Genomic DNA, 22519 nt, shown 5'->3' with positions numbered 1-22519 from the left:
CCTGTGGCCGGGGCGATCCGGCAATCGTGGCCGGATCGCGGTGAACGGGATGTTGGCGATCAGTATGCCGCGAGCCGCTCGGCAAGTGCAGCGGCCTGCGCGCGCAATTCCGGCACGGCGGTGCTCTCCCAGCATTCGCCGCGACGCAGGAAACCGATCAGGTGAAGGCCGTCCACGCCGGGAATGCGGCCATCGCTGTCGCAATCGAGGCCAAGGCCGAGCGGGTCGATGCGGACGATGCCATCGGCGATCAACGCCGCCAGCGCCGGATGCGCGGCATAACGGCTGCGCTCGCCGTCCCAGCCGGTCGCGTCGATGACGAAATCCGCAGGGATCTTTGCAATGTCACGTTCGCCACGCCAGCGGATGTGCGCATGACCCGCGGCGTGATCGATCAGGTGGCCGGCGCGGATGCGCAATCGTCCATCTCCCTGCAAACGTTTCAATGTCGAAAACACCTCGCGCGCCACGCGATGGCGCACGCTGTCCCACCACGGGCGCAGATGACGCAGGAAGCGTCGGCGTGCAGACAGCGGCCATCCGCGCCACAGCTGAGGGATCAGCGGACGCAGGCCATCGGCCAGCGATGCCGGCGATGAACCTCCATCGACAGCAACACGGAACTGTCGGAGCGCCGTGCGCACGTCGCCGCGTTCCAGCGCGCCAAGCAAAGCGGTCGGCGGCGGTGTCGGCGGCAGGGGTGGTTGCGGGTGCAGCAGCGGCAGGCGCCCGCGTCGCGATAGTGCGGTGATCGGTCCACGATGGCCCTGCACCTGCAACGCCAGCACCATGTCGATCATGGTCAAGCCGGTGCCGAGGATCAGCACGCTGGAATCGGCAGCGATGGTCGATAGCGCGCCGCGCGCCCATGGCTGGCGGATGATCGCGCTGTTCGATTGCGTATCCGGCGTGGCTGCAGCGCCGAGCGCGAGGACAAGGCGATCGCTCGCCACCGTCTCGCCGGAGTCGAGTGCGACCTGCCAGCCCGGATTCGCTGTGCGTGTGATCGCGGTGATGTTCGCGGGGATGCAGCGCAGGCGATCGCCATGCCGTGCACGCAACGCATCGAGTTCCTGCGCGAGATAGTCACCGAATTCCAGGCGTGGCCGGAACTGTCGGCGCGCGTCATCGCGCAGTCCCAGCCAGTCGGCAAATGCAGCCGGCGCACCGGCGCGCAGGCCCATGCGATCCGCCGGCACGTTGAGCAGGTGTTCGCGCCAGGCATCGCCATATGCCGTGCCACGCGCGAAATGTTCCGCACGCCCGATCAGCACGACGTGTTCGCCGTGTTCCAGCAGTTGCGCGGCCAGCGCGAGTCCGCTGAATCCGGCGCCCGCGATGAGCACGGGTGTTTTTCCGAAATGTCCCATTCAGGAAATTCTGACCGAAAACGCCCCGCACCGTATGCGAAGTCGCGTGAAGGCGTGTTCGGATTCCGTTAGGGCTTTGTCAGGGACCGTGCAAACCCGGCCACGAAATCCGCCAGCAGCTTGAGTGTCGCGGGATCGGACAACTCGCCATCGGCATCCATCAAGGTATTGACGCGCGATACCGTCATCCTGCCTTCGCTCCAGAACTGCGTCTTCAATGTGCGCAGCACCGGCAACCAATGGTTCTGGGAGAGGATGGTGCCGAATCCGCTCGGCGATGCACCCATCAGCGCGACATTCAATCCCTCGAACAATCCGGGGCCGGTGCGCGACAACCAGTCGATACCGTTCTTGAACACGCCGGGCACGCCATTGTTGTATTCGGGCGTCACCATCAGCAGGCCGTCGTGCGCGAGGATCTGCGCGCGCAACGCCTGCACCGCCTCGGGAATGCCCTGTGCGTGTTCGACATCGGCGTCGTACAGGGGAATGCCGTGCAATGTCGCCACGTCCACCGTCACGCCTTCGGGTGCCTGTGCCTGTGCAGCGCGCGCCAGCGCAGTGTTGAACGAGCCTTGGCGCAGGCTGCCGGAGAGGGCGAGGATGCGGGTCATCGCAGATGCAATCCGGACAACGGCGGCGCTTTCAACGGTTCCAGCCCGCTGTCGGTGACGGTGCCGAAACGACGCCCGGCGTTCCAGTCGTCGGTGGCTTCGATCATGTCTGCCTCGGTGCGGCCGACGAAATTCCACCACAGCAGCACGTCCTTGCCGAATGGCGTGCCGCCGATCACCAGCAGGCGACCCGCCGCGCGTGTGGCGATGTCGATCTCGCTGCGACCGGTGCCGAGATACAACAGTTCGCCGTCGTGCACTTCCTGGCCATCGATGGTCGCGCTGCCTTCCAGTGGCATCACCGCATGTTCGAAGGACGGATCGAGTGGCAGCGTGGTGCGTGCGGCAGCATGGGTGGCGAGATCAAATCCGACCAGCGGCGTGTAGACCTTGGGTGTCGCGGTTTTCCCGAACGCATTTCCGACCAGCACGGTGATCGTGAAACCGTCCTGCTTGATGCGTGGCAGTTCCGGACAATGCTGGAACGCCGGTTCGCGATGACGTTCTTCATCCGGCAACGCGATCCACAACTGCGCGGCATGGATGCGTCCAGCCTCACCACCCGGCGACACTTCGGCGTGGCTGATGCCGCGTCCGGCGGTCATCAGGTTCACTTGCCCGGGGCGGATCATCTGGCGATTGCCGAGGCTGTCGTGGTGCATCACTTCGCCATCGATCATCCAGGTGAAGGTCTGCAATCCGATGTGCGGATGCGGACCGACGGTCAGGCCGTGATCGGCGGCGTATTCCATCGGGCCGGCGTGGTCGAGGAAGCACCATGCGCCGACCATGCGTCGCGGCTTGCCGGGCAGCGCGCGCTTGACTGTCAGGTCATTGCCGACGATGCCGCTGCGTGCGGTACTGAGTTCCAGCACGGGGCCGCTGGCGTGATCGGGAGGAACGGAAACCGGTGCGGACATGGTCGTGGCGGCCGATGGCGGAAGATCGGTTGAGCTTAGGCCAGGGACGATGACACGGCCAGCGCCCGGAATCGACCCGCATCGTTCCACACAGGGAACGATGATGTGGTGTCAACAGCGGTTCCAGATCGGGTCCTGGAAGGCATCGACCAGGAAGTCGATCAGCCGCCGCATCTTCATCGGCAAATGCTTGCGCGTCGGGTAGACCACATGGATGCCCGTTTCGATCGAATGGTAGTCCGGCATCAGTTCGACCAGGTCGCCACGATGCAGGTCACCGCCAACGATGAAATCGGGTTGCAGGATGATGCCCTGGCCCTCCAGCGCCGCCGCGCGACAGGTGTCGCCGTTGTTGGTGCGCAGCCATGGCGTGGTGGTGACGCGCACGCTGCCGCCGTCCGGCGCGGTGAAACTCCATTCGTCGCGCCCCGACCAGTAGGAATAGCCGATCACGCGATGTCGTGCCAGCTCGCTGGGCCGCGTCGGCGTGCCATGCGTCCGCAGATAGCCGGGCGATGCGCACAAGACGATCCGCGTCGATGCCAGCTTGCGACTCACCAGCTGCGAGCTCGGCATGTTGGTGATGCGGATCGCGAGGTCGAAGCCGTCCTCGATCAGGTCGACGACGCGGTCGTTCAAGTTGACGTCAAGCGCGACCTTGGGATACAGCGCGGAAAAACGGCCCCAGAGCGGCGCCAGGTGCAGCACGCCGAAAGTGAGTGGTGCGTTGATGCGCAGAAGGCCGCTGGGATCGCCGGTGTGCGAGGTGATCTCGGATTCGAATTCGTCGAGCGTGGCCAGCAGCTCCTTGGCGCGGGCATGGAAGCGCTGGCCGTCATCGGTCAGCGACAGGCGGCGCGTGGTGCGATTGAGCAGGCGCACGCCGAGGCGTTGTTCCAGTTCTGCGACGTGGCGGGAAATCGCCGCCTTGGACAAGCCGGTGGCGTCAGCGGCACCGACGAAGCTGCCGGCGTCGACCACGGCGATGAAGCTGGCCATTTCCCGAATCTTGTCCATCGCAGGATTGTTCCGATATTCGATCCAATCTGTCAATTGAAACGATGTTTATTCCGGTCGCTATGACCAATACAGTGGCCTCAAGTCCAGCGGCCTGTCCGCTGGTTTCCATGCAATCCACTTCGGGAGTCCCACAGCGTGAACAATTTCGCCACTCTGCTCGGCCGCGTCGGCCTGTCGCTGATCTTCATCATCTCCGGTGTCGGCAAGATCGCCGCCTACGCCGGGACCCAGCACTACATGGAATCGGCAGGTCTGCCGGGCGCGTTGCTGCCGCTGGTCATCCTGACCGAACTCGGCGGTGGCCTCGCCATCCTCGGCGGCCTCTTCACCCGCTGGGTCGCGCTGGCGCTGGCCGGGTTCTCGGTGATCTCGGCGCTGGTCTTCCACCACAACTTCGCCGACCAGATGCAGGCGATCAATTTCTGGAAGAACATCGCCATGGCCGGCGGCTTCCTGGTGCTGTTCGCCAATGGCGCCGGTGCGTACAGCATCGATGCCCTGCGTTCGCGCAAGAGCAAATGATGTATCCATCCCTTTCGACAGGAGAAAACACATGAACATCACCGTCATTGGCGCCACCGGCATGATCGGTTCGCGGGTCGTCGCCGAAGCCGCTCGCCGTGGTCACACGGTGACCGCCATCAGCCGCGCGGGAACAGCTGTCGCTGGCGCAACGAAGGCGCAGGCTGCGGAACTCGCTGACACACCCGTGATCGTCGGTGCAGTCAACGGTTCCGACGCCACCGTCATTGCCGTGCCACCGGATCGCACTGGCGGTTCGCATGATTCGTACCTGCAGGCGCATCGCGACCTCATCGCCGCGCAACCGAACGGTCGAATGCTTGTGGTTGGCGGCGCCGGTTCACTGGAAGTGGACGGCGTGCAGCTCAAGGACACGCCCGGGTTCCCGGCAATCTATTACAAGGAGGCGGCGACGTTGTCCGACGTGCTCGATGCGTATCGTGCGTCCAAGGGGCTGGCATGGACGTTCCTGTCGCCCGCGCCGATGATCGCGCCCGGCGAGCGCAGCGGTCGCTATCGCCTGGGCAGCGACAACCCCATCGGCGATTCCATCAGCGCGGAGGATTTCGCCGTCGCGGTCGTCGACGAGTTGGAAAAATCCGCGCACGCCGGCCGCCGCTTCACAGTTGCAAACTGATCACGCTGGATTCGCCATGTCACGCACGCCTGCATTGTTCATTTCCCACGGTTCACCAATGTTCGCGTTGGAACCGGGCCTGCTCGGACCGAAACTTGCGCGTCTTGGCGAAACATTGGATGGGGTGCGCGCGATCGTGGTGGTGTCGCCGCATTGGCAGACACGCGGCGTGCAGGTGACCGCTGCGACGACGCTGGAAACCATACATGATTTCGGTGGATTTCCGGCGCCGTTGTACCAGCTGCACTATCCCGTTGCGGGTGATCCGCAGCTTGCGCAGGAGGTGTCGCGCTTGCTCAAGGATGCCGGTTTCGCGGTCGCGGCGAATGATCATCGCGGACTCGATCACGGCGCCTGGGTGCCACTGCGGCATCTGCGTCCGCAGGGCGACATCCCGGTGGTTCAGGTATCGATGCCGCATGACCTCGATACTGAAGGCGCGTTGCGGCTTGGGCGCGCGCTGGCGCCGTTGCGCGAACAGGGCGTGCTGGTGATCGGTTCCGGCAGTCTCACCCACAACTTGTACGAATTGCGCCAGCACCTTTCCGATCCGGAATACGCGCAGGCATTCGTCGAGTGGGTGGGCGCCGCAGTTGCGCAACGCGACGTCGAAGGGCTGCTCGACTATCGGCGGCGTGCGCCGCATGCCACGCGAGCGCATCCGACGGAGGAACATTTCCTGCCGCTGCTGGTGGCGTTGGGCGCCAGTGATGATGCAGATGTCGCTTCATTGATCGAAGGCGGAATGACCCACGGCACGCTGTCGATGGATTCGTTCGGCTGGGGCTAGCCGCGCGGGGGAGTTGCATAATTTCCATATTTCCAGAATAATGGAAATATGAAGAACGCCAGCGCCGTTTCCGCCCTCAACGCCCTGAGCCATGAAACACGGCTGGCCGCATTCCGCGCGCTGGTCCAGGCCGGGCCGGATGGGCTGGCCGTCGGCGAGTTGCGGGAACGGCTGGACACGCCCGCCGCCACCCTGACCGCACATCTCAACGTGTTGCGCGCCGCTGGCCTCGTGAATGACCAGCGCGAAGGCCGGGTGATCCGCGTCAGCGCCGACTACAAGCAGATGAACGCGTTGATCGCCTTTCTCACCGAAAAATGCTGTGCCGGCTCCGGCGCATGCGGCCCCGTGTCTGTTTGCAAACCCAGCAGGAAAGGAGCTTCCAAGTGAATCGTTTTCATGTGCACCTCAACGTTGCCGACCTTGCCGCCAGCATCCGCTTTTATTCCGAGTTGTTCGCGACGCCGCCCGCCGTGCTCAAGCCCGATTACGCGAAGTGGATGCTGGAGGATCCGCAGGTGAATTTCGCAATCTCCACCACTGGCGGGGCGCAGGGCATCGACCACCTGGGCTTCCAGGTCGACAGCGCCGAGGCCTTGGCAACGATCGGCCGGCGTCTCGATGCCGCGGGCGGCACCGGTGTACCGGAAGAGGCCACGATCTGCTGCTACGCGCAGTCGGACAAGCTGTGGACGGAAGATCCGCAAGGCACGCGCTGGGAGACGTTCCATACCTTCGGCGAAGCCACCACCTACCACGCCGGCGACGCCCCATGCGCGACCGATGGCGCAGTCTGCAGCCCCGATGTGTCATCGATGAAGCCGCGCCCGGAACAGGCCACGTCCTGTTGCGCGCCGCAGTCCGGCTGCTGCTGATCCTTGGCCTTGACTTGATATGAGTCTGATCCCATGAAACGTGTCCTGTTCGTCTGCGTCGAGAACTCCAATCGCAGCCAGATGGCGGAGGCGTTCGCTCGCATCCACGGTGGCGATGGCGTCGAGGCGCTCAGTGCCGGCTCCAAGCCATCGGGCGTGATCAATCCCAAGGCGATTCGCTTCATGGGCGAGATCGGTTACGACTTGTCCCGGCACGCATCGAAATCGCTGGACGAGATCGATGGCGAATTCGATGCCGTGGTGACGATGGGTTGTGGCGACAACTGTCCGTGGGTTCCGGCCAAACGCCGCGAGGATTGGGCGTTGCCGGATCCCAAGCACATGGACGATGCCGATTATCGCGCCGTGCGCGATGAAATCTCGGCGCGCGTCAAAGCCTTGCTGGCGACGTTGTGATCACGTTGCGTCGCAAGTTGTTGGCCGAGTTCATCGGCACGATGTTGCTGCTGGCCACCGTGGTCGGTTCGGGGGTCATGGCAGTCAATCTGTCGCAAGGAAACGCGGCGATCGCATTGCTGGCGAACGCAGGTGCCACCGCAGGAATCCTGTACGTATTGATCGTCGTGCTGGGGCCCATTTCCGGCGCGCACTTCAATCCCGTGGTCACCTTGCTCATGTGCATGCGTGGCGAAATCTCGACCATGGAGGCCGTGGCCTACATCGCCGTCCAGATCGTTGCAGCGATCATTGGCGTGATGCTGGCGCACGCGATGTTCGGTCTTGCGCTGATCCAGCCCGGAACCCATGTGCGTACTGGCGCAGCGCAATGGTTGAGCGAAGCGGTCGCGACCTTCGGACTGGTCCTGACCATCCTGCTCGGGATCAGGCGGCGTCCGGCCGCGGTGCCGGCATTGGTGGCGAGTTACATCTTCGCGGCGTACTGGTTCACCGCCAGCACATCCTTCGCGAATCCCGCGGTCACCATCGCGCGATCGCTCACGCAGACGTTCGCCGGGATTCGTCCCGACGACATCGGTGGATTCGTGCTGGCGCAATTGCTGGGTGGTGCGACAGGTCTGTTGGTCGCCACGCTGCTTGATCCACAAACCCGCTTAGACGAACAGGGCTGAGTGATCCGTGCGACAAGAAGACCCCGGTTGCCCGGGGTCTGTCATTGCATCGATGTGCGTGAAATTCCTCAGCGCACGTGCACTTCCACCCGCCGCGCTTCACGCGGATCGCCACCGCCTTCGGTCTGCACCGGCTTGTCCAGGGTCACCCGCGCGCTGTCCACGCCATCCGCCACCAGTGCATCACGCACGGCTTCGGCACGTTGCTTGGCCAGTTCGGCGTTCTTTGCCGCGCTGCCACTGGCATCGTGGAAGCCGCTGATGGTCGCCTGCACTTCGGCGTGCGCCTTCATGGTCTGTGCCAGCGCGGTCAGGGCCTGATCGCCTTCGCCAGTGAGAACCGCCGATCCGCTGTCGAAATACAGCACGGCATCGCGCGCCGGATCCATTGCCGCCGCCGCACCGCCCGCCGCAACATTGGCCGCGACTTCACCCGGCTGGCCGGTGGAGACGGTGACCGCATCAGTGGAGGGCGCGGTCATCGCAGTCGAGCCGGAGGATGCCGCATGCGTTCCGCCGGAGACCGGCAGCAACGGCACCAGCAACAACGCGACGATGTTGATGATCTTGATCAGCGGATTGACGGCCGGGCCGGCGGTGTCCTTGTAGGGATCACCGACGGTGTCGCCGGTGATCGCGGCCTTGTGCGCTTCGGAACCCTTGCCGCCGAAGTGTCCATCCTCGATGTACTTCTTGGCGTTGTCCCAGGCGCCGCCGCCGGTGGTCATCGAGATCGCGACGAAGATGCCGGTGACGATGGTGCCGATCAGCAATCCACCCAGCGCTTCCGGCCCCAGCAGCATGCCGACCACGATCGGCACCACCACCGGCAGCAACGACGGCACGATCATCTCCTTGATCGCCGACTTGGTCAGCATGTCGACGGCCTTGCTGTAGTCCGGCTTGGCCTCGCCGGTCATGATGCCCTTGATGTCGCGGAACTGGCGGCGCACTTCCTCCACCACCGCACCGGCGGCGCGGCCGACCGCTTCCATCGCCATCGCGCCGAACAGATAGGGAATCAGGCCGCCGATCAGCAGGCCGATGATCACCCGGTGATCGGAGAGATCGAACGCGAACGTCATCCCCGGGTGCACCGTCTGCAGGTTGTGGGTGTAATCGGCGAACAGCACCAGCGCGGCTAGTGCGGCCGAACCGATCGCGTAACCCTTGGTCACCGCCTTGGTGGTGTTGCCGACGGCGTCGAGCGGATCGGTGATGTTGCGCACTTCCGGCGGCAGTTCCGCCATTTCGGCGATGCCACCGGCGTTGTCGGTGATCGGGCCGTAGGCGTCGAGCGCGACGATCATCCCTGCCATCGACAGCATCGAGGTCGCGGCGATGGCGATGCCGTAGAGACCGCCGTGCTTGTACGACAGCCAGATCGCCAGGCAGACCGCGATCACCGGCAGCGCGGTCGACTTCATCGATACGCCGAGGCCGGCGATGATGTTGGTGCCGTGTCCGGTCGTCGATGCCTGCGCCACGTGCTGCACCGGCTTGTACTGCGTGCCGGTGTAGTACTCGGTGATCCACACGATCACGCCGGTCAGCAACAGGCCGATCAGCGCGCACATGTAGAGGTTCGTCGCGCCGTGGGCGGTATCGCCCATCAACGCCTTGGTGATCGGGTAGAACGCGAGCGCCGCAAGCACCGCCGAAACGATCACGCCGCGATACAGCGCGCCCATGATGTTGGGCTTGTCGCCGCTGACCTTGACGAAGAAGGTGCCGATGATCGATGCGATGATCGAGACGCCGCCCAGCACCAGCGGATACAGCACGGCGTTCTTGCCGGCGAAATCGGCGCCCGGCGATGCCGCCATCAGGCCACCCAGCAACATCGTCGCGATCACGGTGACCGCGTAGGTCTCGAACAGGTCGGCGGCCATGCCTGCGCAGTCGCCGACGTTGTCGCCGACGTTGTCGGCGATCACCGCCGGGTTGCGCGGATCATCCTCGGGGATGCCGGCTTCGACCTTGCCGACCAGATCGGCGCCGACGTCCGCGCCCTTGGTAAAGATGCCGCCACCGAGGCGCGCGAAGATCGAGATCAGCGACGAGCCGAAGGCGAGGCCGATCAGCGCGTGCAGCGTGGCTTCCTGCGAATAGCCCATGTGCGTGAGCACGTAGTAGTAACCGGCGACGCCGAGCAGGCCGAGTCCGACCACCAGCATGCCGGTGATCGCACCGCCGCGGAAGGCGACGTTCATCGCCGGCCCCATGCCGGATCTCGCGGCTTCCGCGGTGCGCACGTTGGCGCGCACCGAGATGTTCATGCCAATGTAGCCAGCCGCGCCCGACAGCACCGCGCCGATCAGGAAGCCGAAGGCGGTCGGCCAATGCAAGGCCATGCCGATGACGAAGAACAGCAGCGCGCCGGCAATGGCGATGGTGGTGTATTGACGATTGAGATAGGCGCGCGCGCCGACCTGGATGGCGTGGGCGATTTCCTGCATGCGTTCGTTGCCGGCGGGTTGCCGGTTGATCCAGCCGGCGGACACGAGTCCGTAGCCGATGGCGATCAGGGCGCAGATCAGCGCCAGGACAAGACCGTACTGCTCCAGCATGAAGCCTCCCGTAGGTTGGGTGGGTATGACGTAGGTAGATGAACGGCAGCTGCATCGACTATCGCACAGCGCGGCGACCGGCTTTGTTGTGGCGCAATAAAACGTTCAGGTGGTCCATGGCAGCCTGATTGCCATCACCGCAACGCAGCCATGGAAAATCGTCATGCGCCATCTCATCGTTTTCGCGGCGCTGTGCGTCGCCAGTTTCACCCTCCATGCCGCGGAAACGCCGGAAATCCGCCGCGATCCCGGCAAGCCGCAGGCCATCGGCGTGCGCCACACCTTGCGCACCATCCCCGAAGCCTGCGCGCGCATCGAAGGCCAGTTCACCGGCAAGGCGGCATCGCCCTATCTGTCGGAAGTGGTGAACACCAATCCGGCCTGCCACCCCCGCGTGCGCCTGCGCGATGCCGGCGAAGCGAAACCGACCAAGGCCGGCGGCTGGATCTTCAATGACCAGATCGAAGTGCACAGCGCCGAATGCCCGACGCAGGTCGCGGTGGTGCGGATCTGGCGCAAGCCGTCGTCAACGGCGGTGCCGCCCAAGCTCGATGCCCAGGGGAGTGCCCGTGTCTACATCGGTGGCAAGGAGGACACGCTGAAGAGTCACGGTGCCGACCAGTTGCCGCAGTACGCCATCGCCACCAATGTCGAGGGCAAGGCGTGCAAGTGACGATCAATCCCTGATCGTCACCAGTTTCATCCGTCCACTTGCGCCGGCCTTGATGGTGATGTCGGCCTTGCGGCAATCGAAATGATCGGCCAGCAGCGCGATCAACTCGGCATTGGCCTTGCCGTCCACTGGCAGTGATTTCAGTTGCGCCAGCCACACGCCGTTATCGCCTTGTACCAGCGACTGCGTGCGGGCGTTCGGCTTGACCTTGAGTTGCAGGGTGCGCATGCCGGAAGTCTGCCAGCATGCGCACCGTGTTGCGAATGAATCAGTTGGTCTTGCTCAGCTTGGATGATATTCCGTCGAATGTCGCCTTGTCGGACTGTGCAAGGTGCGGATGTCCGACCATGAAGCCCATCGACATGGAGCCCCGAACGTAATAGGTCTCGCCGGCATCGGCTTCCATGTTGAGTGTGTCCTTTGCTTCGGAATGTACGACGTAGGAATGTTTGCCCGGTGCCACAGTGACAATGAAATAGTCGCGGTTGCCCAACTTGCCCAATTCCTGCTCGCCTTCGCGCACCTTGAAACTGATGGCCGCTCCCATCCCGGAAGGACGGAAGAACACGATCTGGGCCTTGTCCGCCGGAGCGGGGCCGACGAGGCCTTGCGGTTCAGTGCTGGCGACAGCCGGGGCAGGTGTTGCTATCGGTGCTTGCGCGGTTGCCGGGGCAGGTGTTGCTGTCGGTGCTTGCGCGGTTGCCGGGGCAGGTGTTGCTGTCGGTACTTGCGCGGCTGCCGGCAGTGCGGTCGTCGGTGCTTGTTGCACCGGCATTGCCTGGTCGGTCGTTGTTGCCTGTTGCATCGGCATGGCGATGGCTCCCTGTGCCATGACCGGCAGCGTGATGAGCGAGCAGACGAGGGCGACGGCCAGTGCGGCGAGAGTGCGTTTCATTCGTGAATTTCCTCTACGGTTGAGATGTGACGGGCGAATCGGTGGATGCGAATGGCGTGTCCTGCGCGAGCTTCGCCGACATCGGCGTGCCGGCAGGAATCGTGACGCTGCCGCCATTGACGAACAAGCCGAAGACGCCGACGGCGAGGCTGACCGCCATGGAGACATTGCTACGATCCTTGCCGACACCGTTGCCGGCAGACAGTCGCGAGCGCAGTGCAATCACCCGCTCTCCCAATTGGATGGAGCGCGCGGACACCGACAACTTGCCGGGTGCACCGCCAGCGCCGCCGGATTGCGAATCGATGACCTCACCGCTGGCCGGGGTTCCGGAAGGGATGACGATGCGTCCATCCAGCATCACGTCTTCGCTGACATGCATGGTGACGGCATCCCCGGGTTTGAGGACTGCGGAAGACCATTCCTTGTCGGAGGCCAGGGGGATCGCCAATCCCGCTGCCAGGAATTCTCCTGAGGGTGCCGGTGCGGCCTTTTCTGCGGGTACCGATGTCAGGGCCGCTGATGGCGCTGGTGCGCCCACTGGTTCTGGAGGTGTCGCGGGCGTCTTGGTTGGTACGGGCGACTGTGGCGCATTTGCTGCTGCATCGGCAGGTGGCGCGGTTGTCGATGGAATCCGTATCGCAGCATCGCCGCTGGCATTGGCGGCGGCCTGCACCGGAAATGCGCTTTGCGCAGCAGCATTCACGCACGCGAATACGCACGCGCAGGCAATGATCCGAATCCCCAACATCGACCTCTTCCCCCCGAAGAACGCACCGACTCTAGCCGAGTCGGTAGGGGCGCCGTCAAGCTGTCAAATATGCAAATCCAGGTATTTGGGCATCCCGTCACGCGCATACGGCGGATAAGCTTCGCCGCGGATCAGCGGTTGCAGGTAGCGACGCGCTTCCGCGGTGATGCCGTAACCATCGTCGCGGATGAAGTCCGCCGGCATCTTCTTCTCGGCGTTGGCGATCTCGCTCAACGGCGCCGGCACGATCTTCCAGCGATACGGCGAATCGGACAAGCGGCGGATCACCGGCATCGTCGCGTTCAAGCCCTTCAATGCGTATTGCACTGCCTTGCGTCCAACCGCACGCGCCTGTTCGAAATCGGTTTGCGAGGCGATGTGGCGCGCCGAGCGTTGCAGGTAATCGGGCAGTGTCCAGTGCACCTTCATGCCGAGCTGTTGCTGCACGCGACCGGCAAGATACGCGGCGACACCGCCAAGTTGGGTATGCCCAAAGGCGTCCTTGGAGGCCCCGGCGTCGGCGACGAAACGGCTCTCGGCATCGCGGATGCCTTCGCTCGCCACCACCACGCACCAGCCGACGCGATCGACCACCGCCTGCACCCGCGCGAGGAACGCGGCTTCGTCGTAGGCGCGTTCCGGGAACAGGATGATGTGCGGCGCTTCATCTTCCGTGCGCCCGGCGAGACCCGCCGCTGCGGCCAGCCAGCCGGCGTGGCGACCCATCGCCTCGTACACGAAGACCTTGGTCGAAGTCTTGGCCATCGCGGCGACGTCGAGCGCGCATTCGCGCACCGACACCGCGGTGTATTTCGCCGCGGAACCGAAACCGGGGCAGCAGTCGGTGACGGCAAGATCATTATCGACGGTCTTGGGCACGCCGATGCAGGTCAGCGGGTAATCGAATTCCTGCGCCAGTTGCGACACCTTCAATGCGGTATCGGCGGAATCGTTGCCGCCGTTGTAGAGGAACCAACGCACGTCATGGCGGCGGAACGTCTCCAGCAACTGTTCGTAGCGGGCGCGATCCTCTTCCAGCGATTTCAGCTTGACCCGGCAACTGCCGAAGGCGCCGCCCGGGGTGTGGGCCAGCATCCGCAGTTGTGTTGGCGTGAGCGCGGAGGTATCGAACAAATCGTCGTTCAAGGCGCCAAGGATGCCGTTGTGCGCGGCCAGCACCTTGACCTTGCGGCTGCGTGCTTCGCTGATGACGCCGGCAGCGGTGGTGTTGATCACTGCGGTCACGCCACCGGATTGGGCGTAGAGCAGGGTGCCTTGGGACGGACTGGGGCGGGCCATGCGGGGGATCCTGGCTGGGATTTGGGGCGGGATGCGCTAAGCTGGCACGGAGTCCGGATGGAGTCCAGCGTCCGGGAACAACCGTATTTACATGGAGTGAGCATGCGACTGGTTCTCCTTGGCCCTCCCGGCTCCGGCAAGGGCACGCAGGCCGTGCGCCTGAAGGAACACTTGCAGGTGCCACATATTTCCACCGGCGACCTGCTGCGGGCAGAGGTGGCGGCCGGCAGCAAACTGGGCCTGGAGGCTTCGGTGGTGATGGCGCGCGGCGAACTGGTCAGCGATGCCATCCTGCTCGGCATGCTGGAAGATCGTTTCTCGCGCCCCGATACCGCGAATGGTTTCATCCTCGACGGCTATCCGCGCAACCGCGCGCAGGCGCAGGCACTCGACACATTGCTGGCGAAGATCGGCCAACCCGCCGATGTCGCCGTGCTGCTGGAAGTGCCGTCGGAATTGCTGGTGGAACGCATCGCCGGCCGTGCCAAGGCCGAAGGTCGCGCCGACGACACCCCGGAATCGGTGCGCACGCGCCTCAAGGTGTATTCCGACCAGACCGCGCCGGTGATCGATCACTACCGTCAGCACGACATCCTGCGTGCGGTCGATGGCGTCGGCAGCCTCAACGAGGTGTTCGCCCGCATCATCGAATCGCTCGGTGCCGGTCAAGCGGTTGGTTGAGAAATATCGTCATCCCGAAGGCAACATGAAACTGCACATCCTCGGCATCGCCGGAACCTTCATGGGCGGCGTTGCCGCACTCGCGCGCGAACTCGGCCACGCCGTCGAAGGCAGCGATCAGGCGGTGTATCCGCCGATGTCCACCCAGCTGGAAAAACTTGGCATCCAGCTCAGCCAAGGCTGCGCGGCGGACAACATCTCGCCCGACTGCGATGCCATCGTCATCGGCAATGCGCTGTCGCGCGGCAACCCCGCGGTCGAGCATGTGCTGGATCACGCGTTGCCCTACACCTCGGGCGCGGAATGGCTGCGTGACCACGTGCTGCCCGGGCGCACCACGATCGCGGTTGCCGGAACGCACGGCAAGACCACCACCACCACCATCGCCACGTTCCTGCTGGAAGCCGCCGGCCGCGCGCCGGGCTTCCTGATCGGCGGCGTCGCCGAGGATTTCGGCGTGTCGGCGCGCATTGGCGCGGGCAAGGAATTCGTGGTCGAGGCCGACGAATACGACACCGCGTTCTTCGACAAGCGCAGCAAGTTCGTCCACTACCGGCCGCAGGTCGCGATCCTCAACAACCTCGAATACGACCACGCCGACATCTTTCCCGACCTTGCCGCGATCGAGCGCCAGTTCCACCACCTTGTACGCACGGTGCCGGGCAACGGCCGCCTGATCGTCAACGGCGAAGACAAGAACCTCAAGCGCGTGCTGGAGATGGGCTGCTGGACGCCGGTCGAGACTTTCGGCATCGGCGACGGCTACGATTGGTCGGCGCGCTTGGTCGAGAACGACGGCAGCGCGTTCGACGTCATCCACAAGGACGCCGTGGTCGGAACGGTGCGCTGGCCGATGCTTGGTCGCCACAACGTGATGAACGGACTCGCGGCGCTGGCGGCCTGCCATGCGGTGGGTGTCGACGTCGCCTCGGTGATTCCGGCGCTGGCAAATTTCCGCAGCGTCAAACGTCGACTGGAAGTGGTCGGCGACGTCGGCGACGTCACCGTCTACGACGATTTCGCCCATCACCCGACTGCGATCATGACCACCCTGGCCGGCTTGCGCGCACGTGTCGGCAACGCGCGGATCGTGGTGGCGATGGAGCCGCGCAGCAACTCGATGCGGTTGGGCGCACACGCCGATGCACTGGCGCCATCGCTGGAAGGCGCCGACGCGGTGGTCTTCCTCGCGCGGCCCGAACTGCCGTGGGACGCGGTGAAAGTGATCGGCGCGCTGCGCGGCGAGGCGATCGCCGTACCCGATGCCGATGCCCTGATCGCCGAACTGCGCAAGCGCGTGCACGCCGGAGACCACGTGGTGTTCATGTCGAACGGCGGCTTCGATGGCGCGCCGCGGCGTTTCGTCGAAGTGCTGCGCGACCACACCTGACCGACACGCCTGGTAACCGATGTGCCTTAGACTTCCGGTTCGATCTCTCTGGAAGTCATCGACCCATGGCCACACTGCGCGGCAAGACCCTGTTCATCACCGGCGCCTCGCGTGGCATCGGCCGTGCCATCGCCCTGCGCGCCGCGCGTGACGGCGCCAACATCGCCATCGTCGCCAAGTCCAGTGTCGCCAATCCGAAACTGCCGGGCACCATCCACAGCGTCGCCGAGGAAGTGCGCGCCGCCGGTGGCCAGGCGCTGGCGATCCAGTGCGACATCCGCGAAGAGGACCAGGTCAAGGCGGCGGTCGCCGCCACCGTCGATGCCTTCGGCGGACTCGACACCCTCGTCAACAATGCCAGCGCGATCTGGCTGGCGGGCGTGCTCGACACGCCGATGAAGCGCTACGACCTGATGACCGGCGTCAACTCGCGCGGCAGCTTCCTGTGCGCGCAGGCCTGCCTGCCGGAACTGCTGAAGTCGCCGAACCCGCACATCCTCACCCTGGCGCCGCCGCCTTCATTGGAACCGAAGTGGTGGGCCGGGCACACCGCCTACACCCTGGCGAAGATGGGCATGAGCTTCGTCACCCTGGGACTGGCCGGCGAGTTTGGCCGTCAGGGCGTGGCGGTGAACGCGCTGTGGCCGAAGACAATCGTAGCGACCGACGCACTCAACATGATCCCCGGCATCGACCTTGACCGTTGCCGCAAACCCGAGATCGTCGCCGACGCCGTGCATGCGGTGTTGTTGCGCGATGCCAAATCCAGCAATGGCCGCTTCTTCATCGACGAAGAAGTGCTGCGCGAAGCCGGCGTCACCGATTTCAGCCAGTACGCGGTCGATCCCTCGAAGCCGCTGCTGCCCGATCTGTTCCTCGACCCCTGATCGAACCGGATGCCTGAGCGATGAAATACCTCCACACCATGATCCGCGTACGCGATCTCGACGCCACGCTGCGTTTTTTCTGCGAAGGCATCGGCCTGCGCGAAACGCGACGCATGGAAAACGAGAAAGGCCGCTACACACTGGTCTTCCTCGCCGCCGATGAAACCCCGAACGCCGAGATCGAACTGACCTACAACTGGCCCGATGCCAACGGCAACACCGAGGACTACGGCAGCGCGCGCAATTTCGGCCACCTCGCGTTTCGCGTCGACGACATCTATGCCACCTGCGCGCGGCTGATGGCGCTGGGCTACACCATCCACCGCCCCCCGCGCGACGGCCACATGGCCTTCGTGCGCTCGCCCGACCTGATTTCGGTGGAACTGTTGCAGGACGGCCACCTTCCGCCCGCCGAACCGTGGGCATCGATGCCCAATGCCGGCACCTGGTAATCCTCTTTCGTCATTCCGAGGCAGCGCCGAGGAATCTGCTTCATCCGGAACACAGACATGACCAATACCCAGGATCTCCTCGCCCTCGGCCGCGATTACTACGTGCCGGTGTACCGCCAGCGCGGGATGGTGCTGGAACGCGGGCGGGGTTCGCGCGTGTGGGACAGCGACGGTCGCGAATACATCGATTTCTCCGCCGGCATCGCCGTGTGCGGGCTCGGCCACGCCCATCCGGCGCTGATTGAAGCCTTGACCACGCAGGCGCATAAGCTCTGGCATACCAGCAACGTGTTCCATAGCGAACCGCCACTGCGTCTCGCCGAAGAACTGGTCGCAGCCTCGCGTTTCGCCAAGCGGGTGTTCTTCTGCAATTCCGGCGCCGAAGCCAACGAAGCCGCGATCAAGCTGGCGCGTCGCCACGCCGCGGCGCAGGGCCGGCCGCCGGAACGACGCGTGATCGTCACCTGTCGCGGCAGTTTCCACGGTCGCACGCTGGCCACGGTTACCGCGACCGCGCAACCGAAATACCAGGAAGGCTACGAGCCACTGCCGGGTGGCTTCCGTTACGTCGATTTCAACGATCTCGCCCAGCTCGACGCCGCGATGGCATCAGGCGATGTCTGCGCGGTGATGATCGAACCGGTGCAGGGCGAGGGCGGGGTGATGCCGGCCGCCGATGGCTACCTACGCGGCGTGCGCGAACTCTGCGATCGCCACGGCGCGTTGCTGGTGCTGGATGAAATCCAGGCCGGCATGGGTCGCACCGGCACGCTGTTCGCGCATCGTCAGGATGGCGTGGTGCCCGATGTCGTCACCCTGGCCAAGGCGCTCGGCGGCGGCATTCCCATCGGCGCGCTGCTGGTCGGCGAGCGCGCGGCAGATACGCTGCAATACGGATCGCACGGCACCACCTTCGGCGGCAATCCGCTGTCGGCAGCGGTCGCGCGCGTGGCCTTGCGCGAGTTGTCGTCGCCACGGATCGAAGCCAATGTCGCGCGCCAGTCACAGGCGATCCGCGATGGCCTTGCCGCGACCAACGCCAAACTCGATGTGTTCTCCGAAGTGCGCGGACGCGGCCTGATGCTCGGCGCAGTGCTGAAACCGCAATACGCAGGCAAGGCCGGAGACATTCTCGATCTCGCCGCCGCACAAGGCTTGCTGCTGCTGCAGGCCGGTCCCGATGTGTTGCGTTTCGTGCCCGCGCTCAACATCGGTGATGCTGATGTTGCCGAAGGTTTGGCGCGGCTCGAGCGTGCCTTGCAGGCGTTCGTTACGGCCTGATCAGCCGCGTTATGCGGGCAGCACTCCGTTCTCCACCAGCGCGGCACGTAACGTCGCCGCATCGCGGAAGTGCTGCCCCTGCAAGCCCGCGGCCCGCGCGCCATCGACGTTCGCGGCCTTGTCATCGGTGAAAAGAATGCACTCCGGCGCGATTCCCAAACGTTCCGCGCAGGCGAGGAAGATCGCGGGATCGGGTTTGGCGAGTTTCAGCTGCGCCGAACAGAACACGCGGTCGCCAAAGAATCCGGCGAATTCCGGGCAGATCGCCGCGAAGTGATCGCGCACCAGCAATCCGTTGTTGGTGAGGATGGCGAGCGTCGCGCGTCCGGACAGTTCCTGCACCAGCGCGATCATCTCGGGATCGGGTGTCATCGCTGCCGCCCGTGCGACGATGCAATCGTCCAGCGTCACCGTGACGCCGAGCCGACGCGAGATCGCGCGTGCATGTTCCCGTGGATCGAAGCGGCCAAGATCGGATTCGCGTTCCAGCCCCGAGGTGAACAGCTCGGCATGGACGCTTGCCGGCGAAAAACCAATGCGCTGCGCCAGCACCTGCACGCGCCGCTCGTGGTCGTAGTCCGTCAGTGTGTGATCGAGATCGAACAGGACGCAGGTTGGTGCAATCATCCCGCGGCGATCTCCGCAAAGGCCTCGCGCGCAGCGGCGACCGTGGCATCGATTTCCGCCTGCGCATGCGCCGATGACATGAAGCCGGCCTCGAACGCCGATGGCGCCAGGAACACGCCGCGTTCCAGCATCGCGTGGAAGAAACGATTGAAGCGCGCGCTGTCGCAGGCCACGGCCTGTGCATAGGTATCAACTTTCTCCGCGCTGAAGAACAGCCCGAACATGCCACCGACACGTTGCGTCGAGAACGCCACGCCGGCATCGCGCGCCGCTGCTTCCAGACCGTCGCACAAGGCGTTGGTCTTCGCTTCCAGCGCGTCGTAAAAGCCCGGTGCCTGCACCAGATCGAGCATCGCCAGGCCCGCCGCCATCGCCACCGGATTGCCGCTGAGCGTGCCGGCCTGGTAGATCGGGCCGGCCGGTGCGATCTGCTGCATCAACTCGCGGCGACCGCCGTAAGCGCCCACCGGCATGCCACCGCCGATCACCTTGCCGAAGGTGGAAAGATCGGGCGCCACCCCGTAGCGCGCCTGCGCGCCGCCCAGTGCCACGCGGAAGCCGGTCATCACTTCGTCGAAGATCAGCAGCGCGCCGTGTTGCGTGCACAACTCGCGCAACTGTTGCAGGAAACCGGCGCGCGGCGGCAGGCAATTGGCATTGCCGACCACCGGCTCGATGATCAGCGCGGCGATGTCGTCGCCGTGTTCGTCGAACAGTTTCTCCGCAGCCTCGATGTCGTTGTAGGGCAGCGTCAGGGTGAGATCGGCCAGCGCCTTGGGCACGCCCGGCGAGGTCGGCACGCCGAAGGTCAGCGCGCCGCTGCCGGCCTTCACCAGGAAGGAATCGCCGTGGCCGTGGTAGCAGCCCTCGAACTTGACGATGCGCGCGCGCCCGGTTGCGCCGCGTGCCAGGCGGATCGCTGACAGCGTCGCTTCGGTACCGGAATTCACCATCCGCACCATCTCGCAGCTCGGGATCAGCCGCGTGATCGTCTCCGCCATCGTCACTTCCAGCGGATTCGGCGTGCCGAACGACAAGCCATCGCGCGCCGTGGCAATCACCGCATCCAGCACCTGCGGATGGTTGTGGCCGACGATCATCGGGCCCCACGAACCGACGTAGTCGATATAGCGGTTGCCATCGACGTCAAACAGATAAGCACCATCGGCGCGCTGAGTGAAGAACGGTTCGCCGCCCACCGACTTGAACGCGCGCACCGGCGAGTTCACCCCGCCGGGCATCAGCGCCTGGGCGCGGGTGAACAGGTCGTGCGAACGGGAAGTGTCCATGGGTCTCTCGTATTGATCAGTCAAAAGCAGCTGCGCAGGCGCGCGCTGCGGAAACAGGGTCAGTCGCGTCGAACACGCCGCTGATCACCGCGACCAGATCGGCGCCGGCTGCGACAGCCATGCGCACATTGTCCGGGGTGATGCCGCCGATCGCCACTCGCGGCACGCCCAGCGGCGCGGCTGCGGCGAACAATTGCGGTGTCGCCTTGCGTGCATGCGGTTTGGTGGATGAGGGAAACAGCGCGCCGAATGCGATGTAGTCGGCGCCTTGTGCCGCTGCGGTGCGCGCCAACTCGATACTGTCATAGCAACTCGCGCCGATGATCGCGTCGCTGCCGAGCCGAACGCGCGCCGTGGCGATCGCGCCATCGTCTTCACCCAAATGCACGCCCGCTGCAGTCACCGCCGCCGCAAGCTCGACATCGTCATTGATGATCAACGGCACGTGGAATTCGGCGCACAACGCCTGCAATGCCTGCGCGCGTTCCAATCGCGATCCCGGATCGGCCAGCTTGTCGCGGTATTGCAGCAACGCCGCGAACTGCAGCAGCGCGCGCACGCGTTGGACCAGCCGCAGCGTGTCGCCGTCCTCCGGCGTGATCAGGTACAGGCCGCGTGCGGGCATGGCGTTGTGTCGGGACAAGGAAGGGGGCACGTGGATGATGGCTGGCCTGCATGGGACAATGGCGCATCTTCCCGCATCCAGCCTGACATGTCCGAACTTGCCGTTGCCGCCGATACCCCCTTCCGCACCTGGATGTGCGTGGTCTGCGGCTTCATCTACGACGAGGCGCTGGGATTGCCGGAAGAAGGCCTCGCCGCCGGCACCCGCTGGGAAGACATCCCGGACACCTGGACGTGCCCGGATTGCGGCGTCACCAAGGATGATTTCGAGATGACCGAGATCTGATCCCCCGATCCTGCGGCGCTCGCGATGGCGCTTATTGGCCGATCGCGCCCGGCTTGACCGCCAGCACGGCGCCATCCTTCAGGTTCATCGCGTCGGCCTGGCCGGCGTTCAGCTCCAGCACGTAGCGCGCCGGGACATTGCTCGGATAGGGCGGGCACTGGTCGCCCAGGGTGCACGGCGGCACATTGCGCTGCTGCGCCACCAGCTTCAGGCCATTGTCGAAATAGAGGATATCCAGCGGAATCTTGGTGTTTTTCATCCAATAGGCTTGAGGTTCCTGGCGGTCATGGATAAACAGCATCCCGTGGTCCCCGGTCATGCTGTCGCGGAACATCAGCCCGCGTTCACGTTGATCCTCGGTTTTGGCCAATTCCACGTCATAACGGTGGCCCTGCAGCTCCACCCAGGCGGTGGATTGCACCGAATTGGCGCAGCCGGAAGCCAGCAGGGACAGGGAGACGAGCAGGGCAAGGCGGAACTGGCGCATCGATTCTGACCACGGAAATGAGGGGATTCCGTGCATCTTGCCGGTTGCCGGGGAGGCGTCAAGAAAAAATGTTTCCGGAAACGCTTGACTCCCCATTCACGTTCGGTATTATTCGCAGCCCGGCCAGACGCAGCGGCCTTCGGAAACGAAGAAAGCAGTTGACGGACACGGAAATCGCGCTATCATGGGCGGCTCACTCCAGCGGAAACGCTGGCAGTGAAGGAAACAAGATTTTCGCTGCAGGTTGTTGACGGTAGCGAAAAACGAGCTAAGATATGCGGCTCACTTCGGCGAAAGTTTCGGAGTGAAACGAAAGAAAAAAGTTCGCTGCAAGGTGTTGACGGTAGCGAAAAACGTTGTATAGTAGTCGGCTCCCTGAAGCGAAACGCGAACGGGACAAGACGGGGAAGGCGCTGAGGCCCAACCGGTTCTATGACAAGGTGTACGCAGGAAACTTGTGCGGACGTCTGGCGGTGGCAACTGTCCAT

At 64.5% G+C, this 22519-nt stretch carries 27 protein-coding genes and 1 pseudogene; 14 read left to right on the top strand and 14 right to left on the bottom strand.

The genetic code is table 11. The features are described from left to right. Window positions 1-59 precede the first annotated feature (59 nt). The 4 genes from Lysil_RS00510 to Lysil_RS00495 form a co-directional block, all read right to left on the bottom strand. The gene (locus Lysil_RS00510; protein ID WP_103073643.1) at window positions 60-1370 is read right to left on the bottom strand and encodes an FAD/NAD(P)-binding protein; all 1311 of its coding nucleotides are present in this window, start codon (window positions 1368-1370) and stop codon (window positions 60-62) included. A 68-nt stretch (window positions 1371-1438) separates the two neighbouring features. Then, entirely contained in the window at window positions 1439-1984 is a 546-nt protein-coding gene (locus Lysil_RS00505) for an NADPH-dependent FMN reductase (protein WP_103073642.1), read from the bottom strand. Next, window positions 1981-2904, bottom strand: coding sequence for a pirin family protein (locus tag Lysil_RS00500; RefSeq protein WP_103073641.1), 924 nt, complete (start codon window positions 2902-2904; stop codon window positions 1981-1983). The genes Lysil_RS00505 and Lysil_RS00500 overlap by 4 nt, the downstream gene beginning before the upstream one ends. A gap of 111 nt (window positions 2905-3015) precedes the next feature. Then, window positions 3016-3921 carry a LysR family transcriptional regulator gene (locus Lysil_RS00495; RefSeq protein WP_103073640.1) on the bottom strand — a complete coding sequence of 302 codons (906 nt, stop codon included), beginning with the start codon at window positions 3919-3921 and terminating at the stop codon, window positions 3016-3018. Between the two features lie 138 nt (window positions 3922-4059). On the opposite strand from Lysil_RS00495, the gene Lysil_RS00490 reads away from it, so the two are divergent. Genes Lysil_RS00490 through Lysil_RS00460 form a run of 7 tightly spaced genes read left to right on the top strand, consistent with a single transcriptional unit; the run spans window position 4060 to window position 7839 of the window. Then, entirely contained in the window at window positions 4060-4446 is a 387-nt protein-coding gene (locus Lysil_RS00490) for a DoxX family protein (RefSeq protein ID WP_103073639.1), read from the top strand. 31 nt (window positions 4447-4477) lie between these two features. Beyond that, window positions 4478-5083, top strand: coding sequence for an NAD(P)-dependent oxidoreductase (locus Lysil_RS00485; RefSeq protein WP_103073638.1), 606 nt, complete (start codon window positions 4478-4480; stop codon window positions 5081-5083). A 16-nt stretch (window positions 5084-5099) separates the two neighbouring features. Then, window positions 5100-5873, top strand: a complete 774-nt coding sequence (locus tag Lysil_RS00480) for a dioxygenase family protein (protein WP_103073637.1) — start codon at window positions 5100-5102, stop codon at window positions 5871-5873. 48 nt (window positions 5874-5921) lie between these two features. Continuing rightward, window positions 5922-6263 (top strand): ArsR/SmtB family transcription factor, encoded by a 342-nt coding sequence (locus tag Lysil_RS00475; protein ID WP_103073636.1) that lies wholly within the window; start codon window positions 5922-5924, stop codon window positions 6261-6263. Then, the gene (locus Lysil_RS00470) at window positions 6260-6748 is read left to right on the top strand and encodes an ArsI/CadI family heavy metal resistance metalloenzyme (RefSeq protein ID WP_103073635.1); all 489 of its coding nucleotides are present in this window, start codon (window positions 6260-6262) and stop codon (window positions 6746-6748) included. Before Lysil_RS00475 ends, Lysil_RS00470 begins: the two co-directional genes overlap by 4 nt. A gap of 33 nt (window positions 6749-6781) precedes the next feature. Beyond that, entirely contained in the window at window positions 6782-7165 is a 384-nt protein-coding gene (locus Lysil_RS00465; protein ID WP_103073634.1) for an arsenate reductase ArsC, read from the top strand. Further along, window positions 7162-7839 (top strand): aquaporin, encoded by a 678-nt coding sequence (locus tag Lysil_RS00460; RefSeq protein ID WP_103073633.1) that lies wholly within the window; start codon window positions 7162-7164, stop codon window positions 7837-7839. The genes Lysil_RS00465 and Lysil_RS00460 overlap by 4 nt, the downstream gene beginning before the upstream one ends. A gap of 68 nt (window positions 7840-7907) precedes the next feature. Here Lysil_RS00460 and Lysil_RS13460 read toward each other — a convergent pair whose 3' ends face one another. Then, window positions 7908-8228: an OmpA family protein gene (locus Lysil_RS13460; RefSeq protein WP_240600239.1), complete on the bottom strand. Its 321-nt coding sequence runs from the start codon at window positions 8226-8228 to the stop codon at window positions 7908-7910. 138 nt (window positions 8229-8366) lie between these two features. Further along, a pseudogene (locus Lysil_RS00455) lies at window positions 8367-10409 on the bottom strand (sodium-translocating pyrophosphatase); the annotation flags it as partial. 163 nt (window positions 10410-10572) lie between these two features. Between Lysil_RS00455 and Lysil_RS00450 the strand changes: the two are divergent. Further along, on the top strand, window positions 10573-11082 hold the full coding sequence (locus Lysil_RS00450) for a hypothetical protein (protein WP_240599987.1): 510 nt from the start codon (window positions 10573-10575) through the stop codon (window positions 11080-11082). Between the two features lie 3 nt (window positions 11083-11085). Here Lysil_RS00450 and Lysil_RS00445 read toward each other — a convergent pair whose 3' ends face one another. From Lysil_RS00445 to Lysil_RS00430, 4 genes are all read right to left on the bottom strand, one after another. Next, entirely contained in the window at window positions 11086-11310 is a 225-nt protein-coding gene (locus Lysil_RS00445) for a DUF167 domain-containing protein (RefSeq protein WP_103073631.1), read from the bottom strand. A gap of 40 nt (window positions 11311-11350) precedes the next feature. After that, window positions 11351-11977, bottom strand: coding sequence for a DUF2846 domain-containing protein (locus tag Lysil_RS13100; protein ID WP_129588324.1), 627 nt, complete (start codon window positions 11975-11977; stop codon window positions 11351-11353). 13 nt (window positions 11978-11990) lie between these two features. After that, on the bottom strand, window positions 11991-12428 hold the full coding sequence (locus tag Lysil_RS00435; RefSeq protein ID WP_103073629.1) for a hypothetical protein: 438 nt from the start codon (window positions 12426-12428) through the stop codon (window positions 11991-11993). A gap of 363 nt (window positions 12429-12791) precedes the next feature. Then, window positions 12792-14027: a 6-phosphofructokinase gene (locus Lysil_RS00430; RefSeq protein ID WP_103073628.1), complete on the bottom strand. Its 1236-nt coding sequence runs from the start codon at window positions 14025-14027 to the stop codon at window positions 12792-12794. A 102-nt stretch (window positions 14028-14129) separates the two neighbouring features. Here Lysil_RS00430 and Lysil_RS00425 point away from each other — a divergent pair, with 102 nt between their 5' ends. The 5 genes from Lysil_RS00425 (at window position 14130) to Lysil_RS00405 (ending at window position 18718) form a co-directional block, all read left to right on the top strand. Next, window positions 14130-14708 carry an adenylate kinase gene (locus Lysil_RS00425; protein ID WP_103073627.1) on the top strand — a complete coding sequence of 193 codons (579 nt, stop codon included), beginning with the start codon at window positions 14130-14132 and terminating at the stop codon, window positions 14706-14708. A 25-nt stretch (window positions 14709-14733) separates the two neighbouring features. Further along, window positions 14734-16098, top strand: a complete 1365-nt coding sequence (gene mpl / locus Lysil_RS00420) for a UDP-N-acetylmuramate:L-alanyl-gamma-D-glutamyl-meso-diaminopimelate ligase (RefSeq protein ID WP_103074889.1) — start codon at window positions 14734-14736, stop codon at window positions 16096-16098. Between the two features lie 65 nt (window positions 16099-16163). Further along, complete coding sequence (locus Lysil_RS00415) at window positions 16164-16985, top strand: SDR family oxidoreductase (protein WP_103073626.1); 822 nt, start codon at window positions 16164-16166, stop codon at window positions 16983-16985. A gap of 20 nt (window positions 16986-17005) precedes the next feature. Beyond that, entirely contained in the window at window positions 17006-17437 is a 432-nt protein-coding gene (locus Lysil_RS00410; RefSeq protein ID WP_103073625.1) for a VOC family protein, read from the top strand. Between the two features lie 57 nt (window positions 17438-17494). Then, entirely contained in the window at window positions 17495-18718 is a 1224-nt protein-coding gene (locus Lysil_RS00405) for an acetylornithine/succinyldiaminopimelate transaminase (protein ID WP_103073624.1), read from the top strand. A gap of 9 nt (window positions 18719-18727) precedes the next feature. Here the strand turns inward: Lysil_RS00405 and Lysil_RS00400 are convergent, their stop codons facing one another. Genes Lysil_RS00400 through thiE form a run of 3 tightly spaced genes read right to left on the bottom strand, consistent with a single transcriptional unit; the run spans window position 18728 to window position 21259 of the window. Continuing rightward, a complete protein-coding gene (locus Lysil_RS00400) occupies window positions 18728-19345 on the bottom strand; it encodes an HAD family hydrolase (protein ID WP_103073623.1) in 618 nt (205 codons plus the stop codon). After that, window positions 19342-20634: a glutamate-1-semialdehyde 2,1-aminomutase gene (gene hemL, locus Lysil_RS00395; protein WP_103073622.1), complete on the bottom strand. Its 1293-nt coding sequence runs from the start codon at window positions 20632-20634 to the stop codon at window positions 19342-19344. Before hemL ends, Lysil_RS00400 begins: the two co-directional genes overlap by 4 nt. A 16-nt stretch (window positions 20635-20650) precedes the next feature. Then, complete coding sequence (gene thiE, locus Lysil_RS00390; RefSeq protein ID WP_103073621.1) at window positions 20651-21259, bottom strand: thiamine phosphate synthase; 609 nt, start codon at window positions 21257-21259, stop codon at window positions 20651-20653. An 87-nt stretch (window positions 21260-21346) separates the two neighbouring features. Here thiE and Lysil_RS00385 point away from each other — a divergent pair, with 87 nt between their 5' ends. Then, a complete protein-coding gene (locus tag Lysil_RS00385) occupies window positions 21347-21544 on the top strand; it encodes a rubredoxin (protein ID WP_103073620.1) in 198 nt (65 codons plus the stop codon). 31 nt (window positions 21545-21575) lie between these two features. On the opposite strand, the gene Lysil_RS00380 is transcribed toward Lysil_RS00385, so the two are convergent. Beyond that, window positions 21576-22031, bottom strand: coding sequence for a DUF192 domain-containing protein (locus Lysil_RS00380; RefSeq protein ID WP_103073619.1), 456 nt, complete (start codon window positions 22029-22031; stop codon window positions 21576-21578). Window positions 22032-22519 lie beyond the last annotated feature (488 nt).

Source organism: Solilutibacter silvestris, assembly GCF_002895945.1.
Taxonomy (GTDB): Bacteria; Pseudomonadota; Gammaproteobacteria; order Xanthomonadales; family Xanthomonadaceae; genus Solilutibacter; species Solilutibacter silvestris.
The sequence above is the reverse complement of the archived record's forward strand: the minus strand, read 5'-3'. Positions and strand labels throughout refer to the sequence as shown.

What these genes read in the sequence shown, in the direction of transcription:
- Lysil_RS00480 (WP_103073637.1), top strand. Translation starts at nt 5,100, where the DNA reads ATGTCACGCACGCCTGCATTGTTCATTTCCCACGGTTCACCAATGTTC.
- Lysil_RS00410 (WP_103073625.1), top strand. Translation starts at nt 17,006, where the DNA reads ATGAAATACCTCCACACCATGATCCGCGTACGCGATCTCGACGCCACG.
- Lysil_RS13460 (WP_240600239.1), bottom strand. Translation starts at nt 8,228, where the DNA reads ATGGATCCGGCGCGCGATGCCGTGCTGTATTTCGACAGCGGATCGGCG.
- mpl (WP_103074889.1), top strand. Translation starts at nt 14,734, where the DNA reads ATGAAACTGCACATCCTCGGCATCGCCGGAACCTTCATGGGCGGCGTT.
- Lysil_RS00425 (WP_103073627.1), top strand. Translation starts at nt 14,130, where the DNA reads ATGCGACTGGTTCTCCTTGGCCCTCCCGGCTCCGGCAAGGGCACGCAG.
- Lysil_RS00485 (WP_103073638.1), top strand. Translation starts at nt 4,478, where the DNA reads ATGAACATCACCGTCATTGGCGCCACCGGCATGATCGGTTCGCGGGTC.
- hemL (WP_103073622.1), bottom strand. Translation starts at nt 20,634, where the DNA reads ATGGACACTTCCCGTTCGCACGACCTGTTCACCCGCGCCCAGGCGCTG.
- thiE (WP_103073621.1), bottom strand. Translation starts at nt 21,259, where the DNA reads ATGCCCGCACGCGGCCTGTACCTGATCACGCCGGAGGACGGCGACACG.
- Lysil_RS00450 (WP_240599987.1), top strand. Translation starts at nt 10,573, where the DNA reads ATGCGCCATCTCATCGTTTTCGCGGCGCTGTGCGTCGCCAGTTTCACC.
- Lysil_RS00415 (WP_103073626.1), top strand. Translation starts at nt 16,164, where the DNA reads ATGGCCACACTGCGCGGCAAGACCCTGTTCATCACCGGCGCCTCGCGT.
- Lysil_RS00430 (WP_103073628.1), bottom strand. Translation starts at nt 14,027, where the DNA reads ATGGCCCGCCCCAGTCCGTCCCAAGGCACCCTGCTCTACGCCCAATCC.
- Lysil_RS13100 (WP_129588324.1), bottom strand. Translation starts at nt 11,977, where the DNA reads ATGAAACGCACTCTCGCCGCACTGGCCGTCGCCCTCGTCTGCTCGCTC.
- Lysil_RS00475 (WP_103073636.1), top strand. Translation starts at nt 5,922, where the DNA reads ATGAAGAACGCCAGCGCCGTTTCCGCCCTCAACGCCCTGAGCCATGAA.
- Lysil_RS00385 (WP_103073620.1), top strand. Translation starts at nt 21,347, where the DNA reads ATGTCCGAACTTGCCGTTGCCGCCGATACCCCCTTCCGCACCTGGATG.
- Lysil_RS00400 (WP_103073623.1), bottom strand. Translation starts at nt 19,345, where the DNA reads ATGATTGCACCAACCTGCGTCCTGTTCGATCTCGATCACACACTGACG.
- Lysil_RS00505 (WP_103073642.1), bottom strand. Translation starts at nt 1,984, where the DNA reads ATGACCCGCATCCTCGCCCTCTCCGGCAGCCTGCGCCAAGGCTCGTTC.
- Lysil_RS00510 (WP_103073643.1), bottom strand. Translation starts at nt 1,370, where the DNA reads ATGGGACATTTCGGAAAAACACCCGTGCTCATCGCGGGCGCCGGATTC.
- Lysil_RS00500 (WP_103073641.1), bottom strand. Translation starts at nt 2,904, where the DNA reads ATGTCCGCACCGGTTTCCGTTCCTCCCGATCACGCCAGCGGCCCCGTG.
- Lysil_RS00445 (WP_103073631.1), bottom strand. Translation starts at nt 11,310, where the DNA reads ATGCGCACCCTGCAACTCAAGGTCAAGCCGAACGCCCGCACGCAGTCG.
- Lysil_RS00465 (WP_103073634.1), top strand. Translation starts at nt 6,782, where the DNA reads ATGAAACGTGTCCTGTTCGTCTGCGTCGAGAACTCCAATCGCAGCCAG.
- Lysil_RS00495 (WP_103073640.1), bottom strand. Translation starts at nt 3,921, where the DNA reads ATGGACAAGATTCGGGAAATGGCCAGCTTCATCGCCGTGGTCGACGCC.
- Lysil_RS00380 (WP_103073619.1), bottom strand. Translation starts at nt 22,031, where the DNA reads ATGCGCCAGTTCCGCCTTGCCCTGCTCGTCTCCCTGTCCCTGCTGGCT.
- Lysil_RS00405 (WP_103073624.1), top strand. Translation starts at nt 17,495, where the DNA reads ATGACCAATACCCAGGATCTCCTCGCCCTCGGCCGCGATTACTACGTG.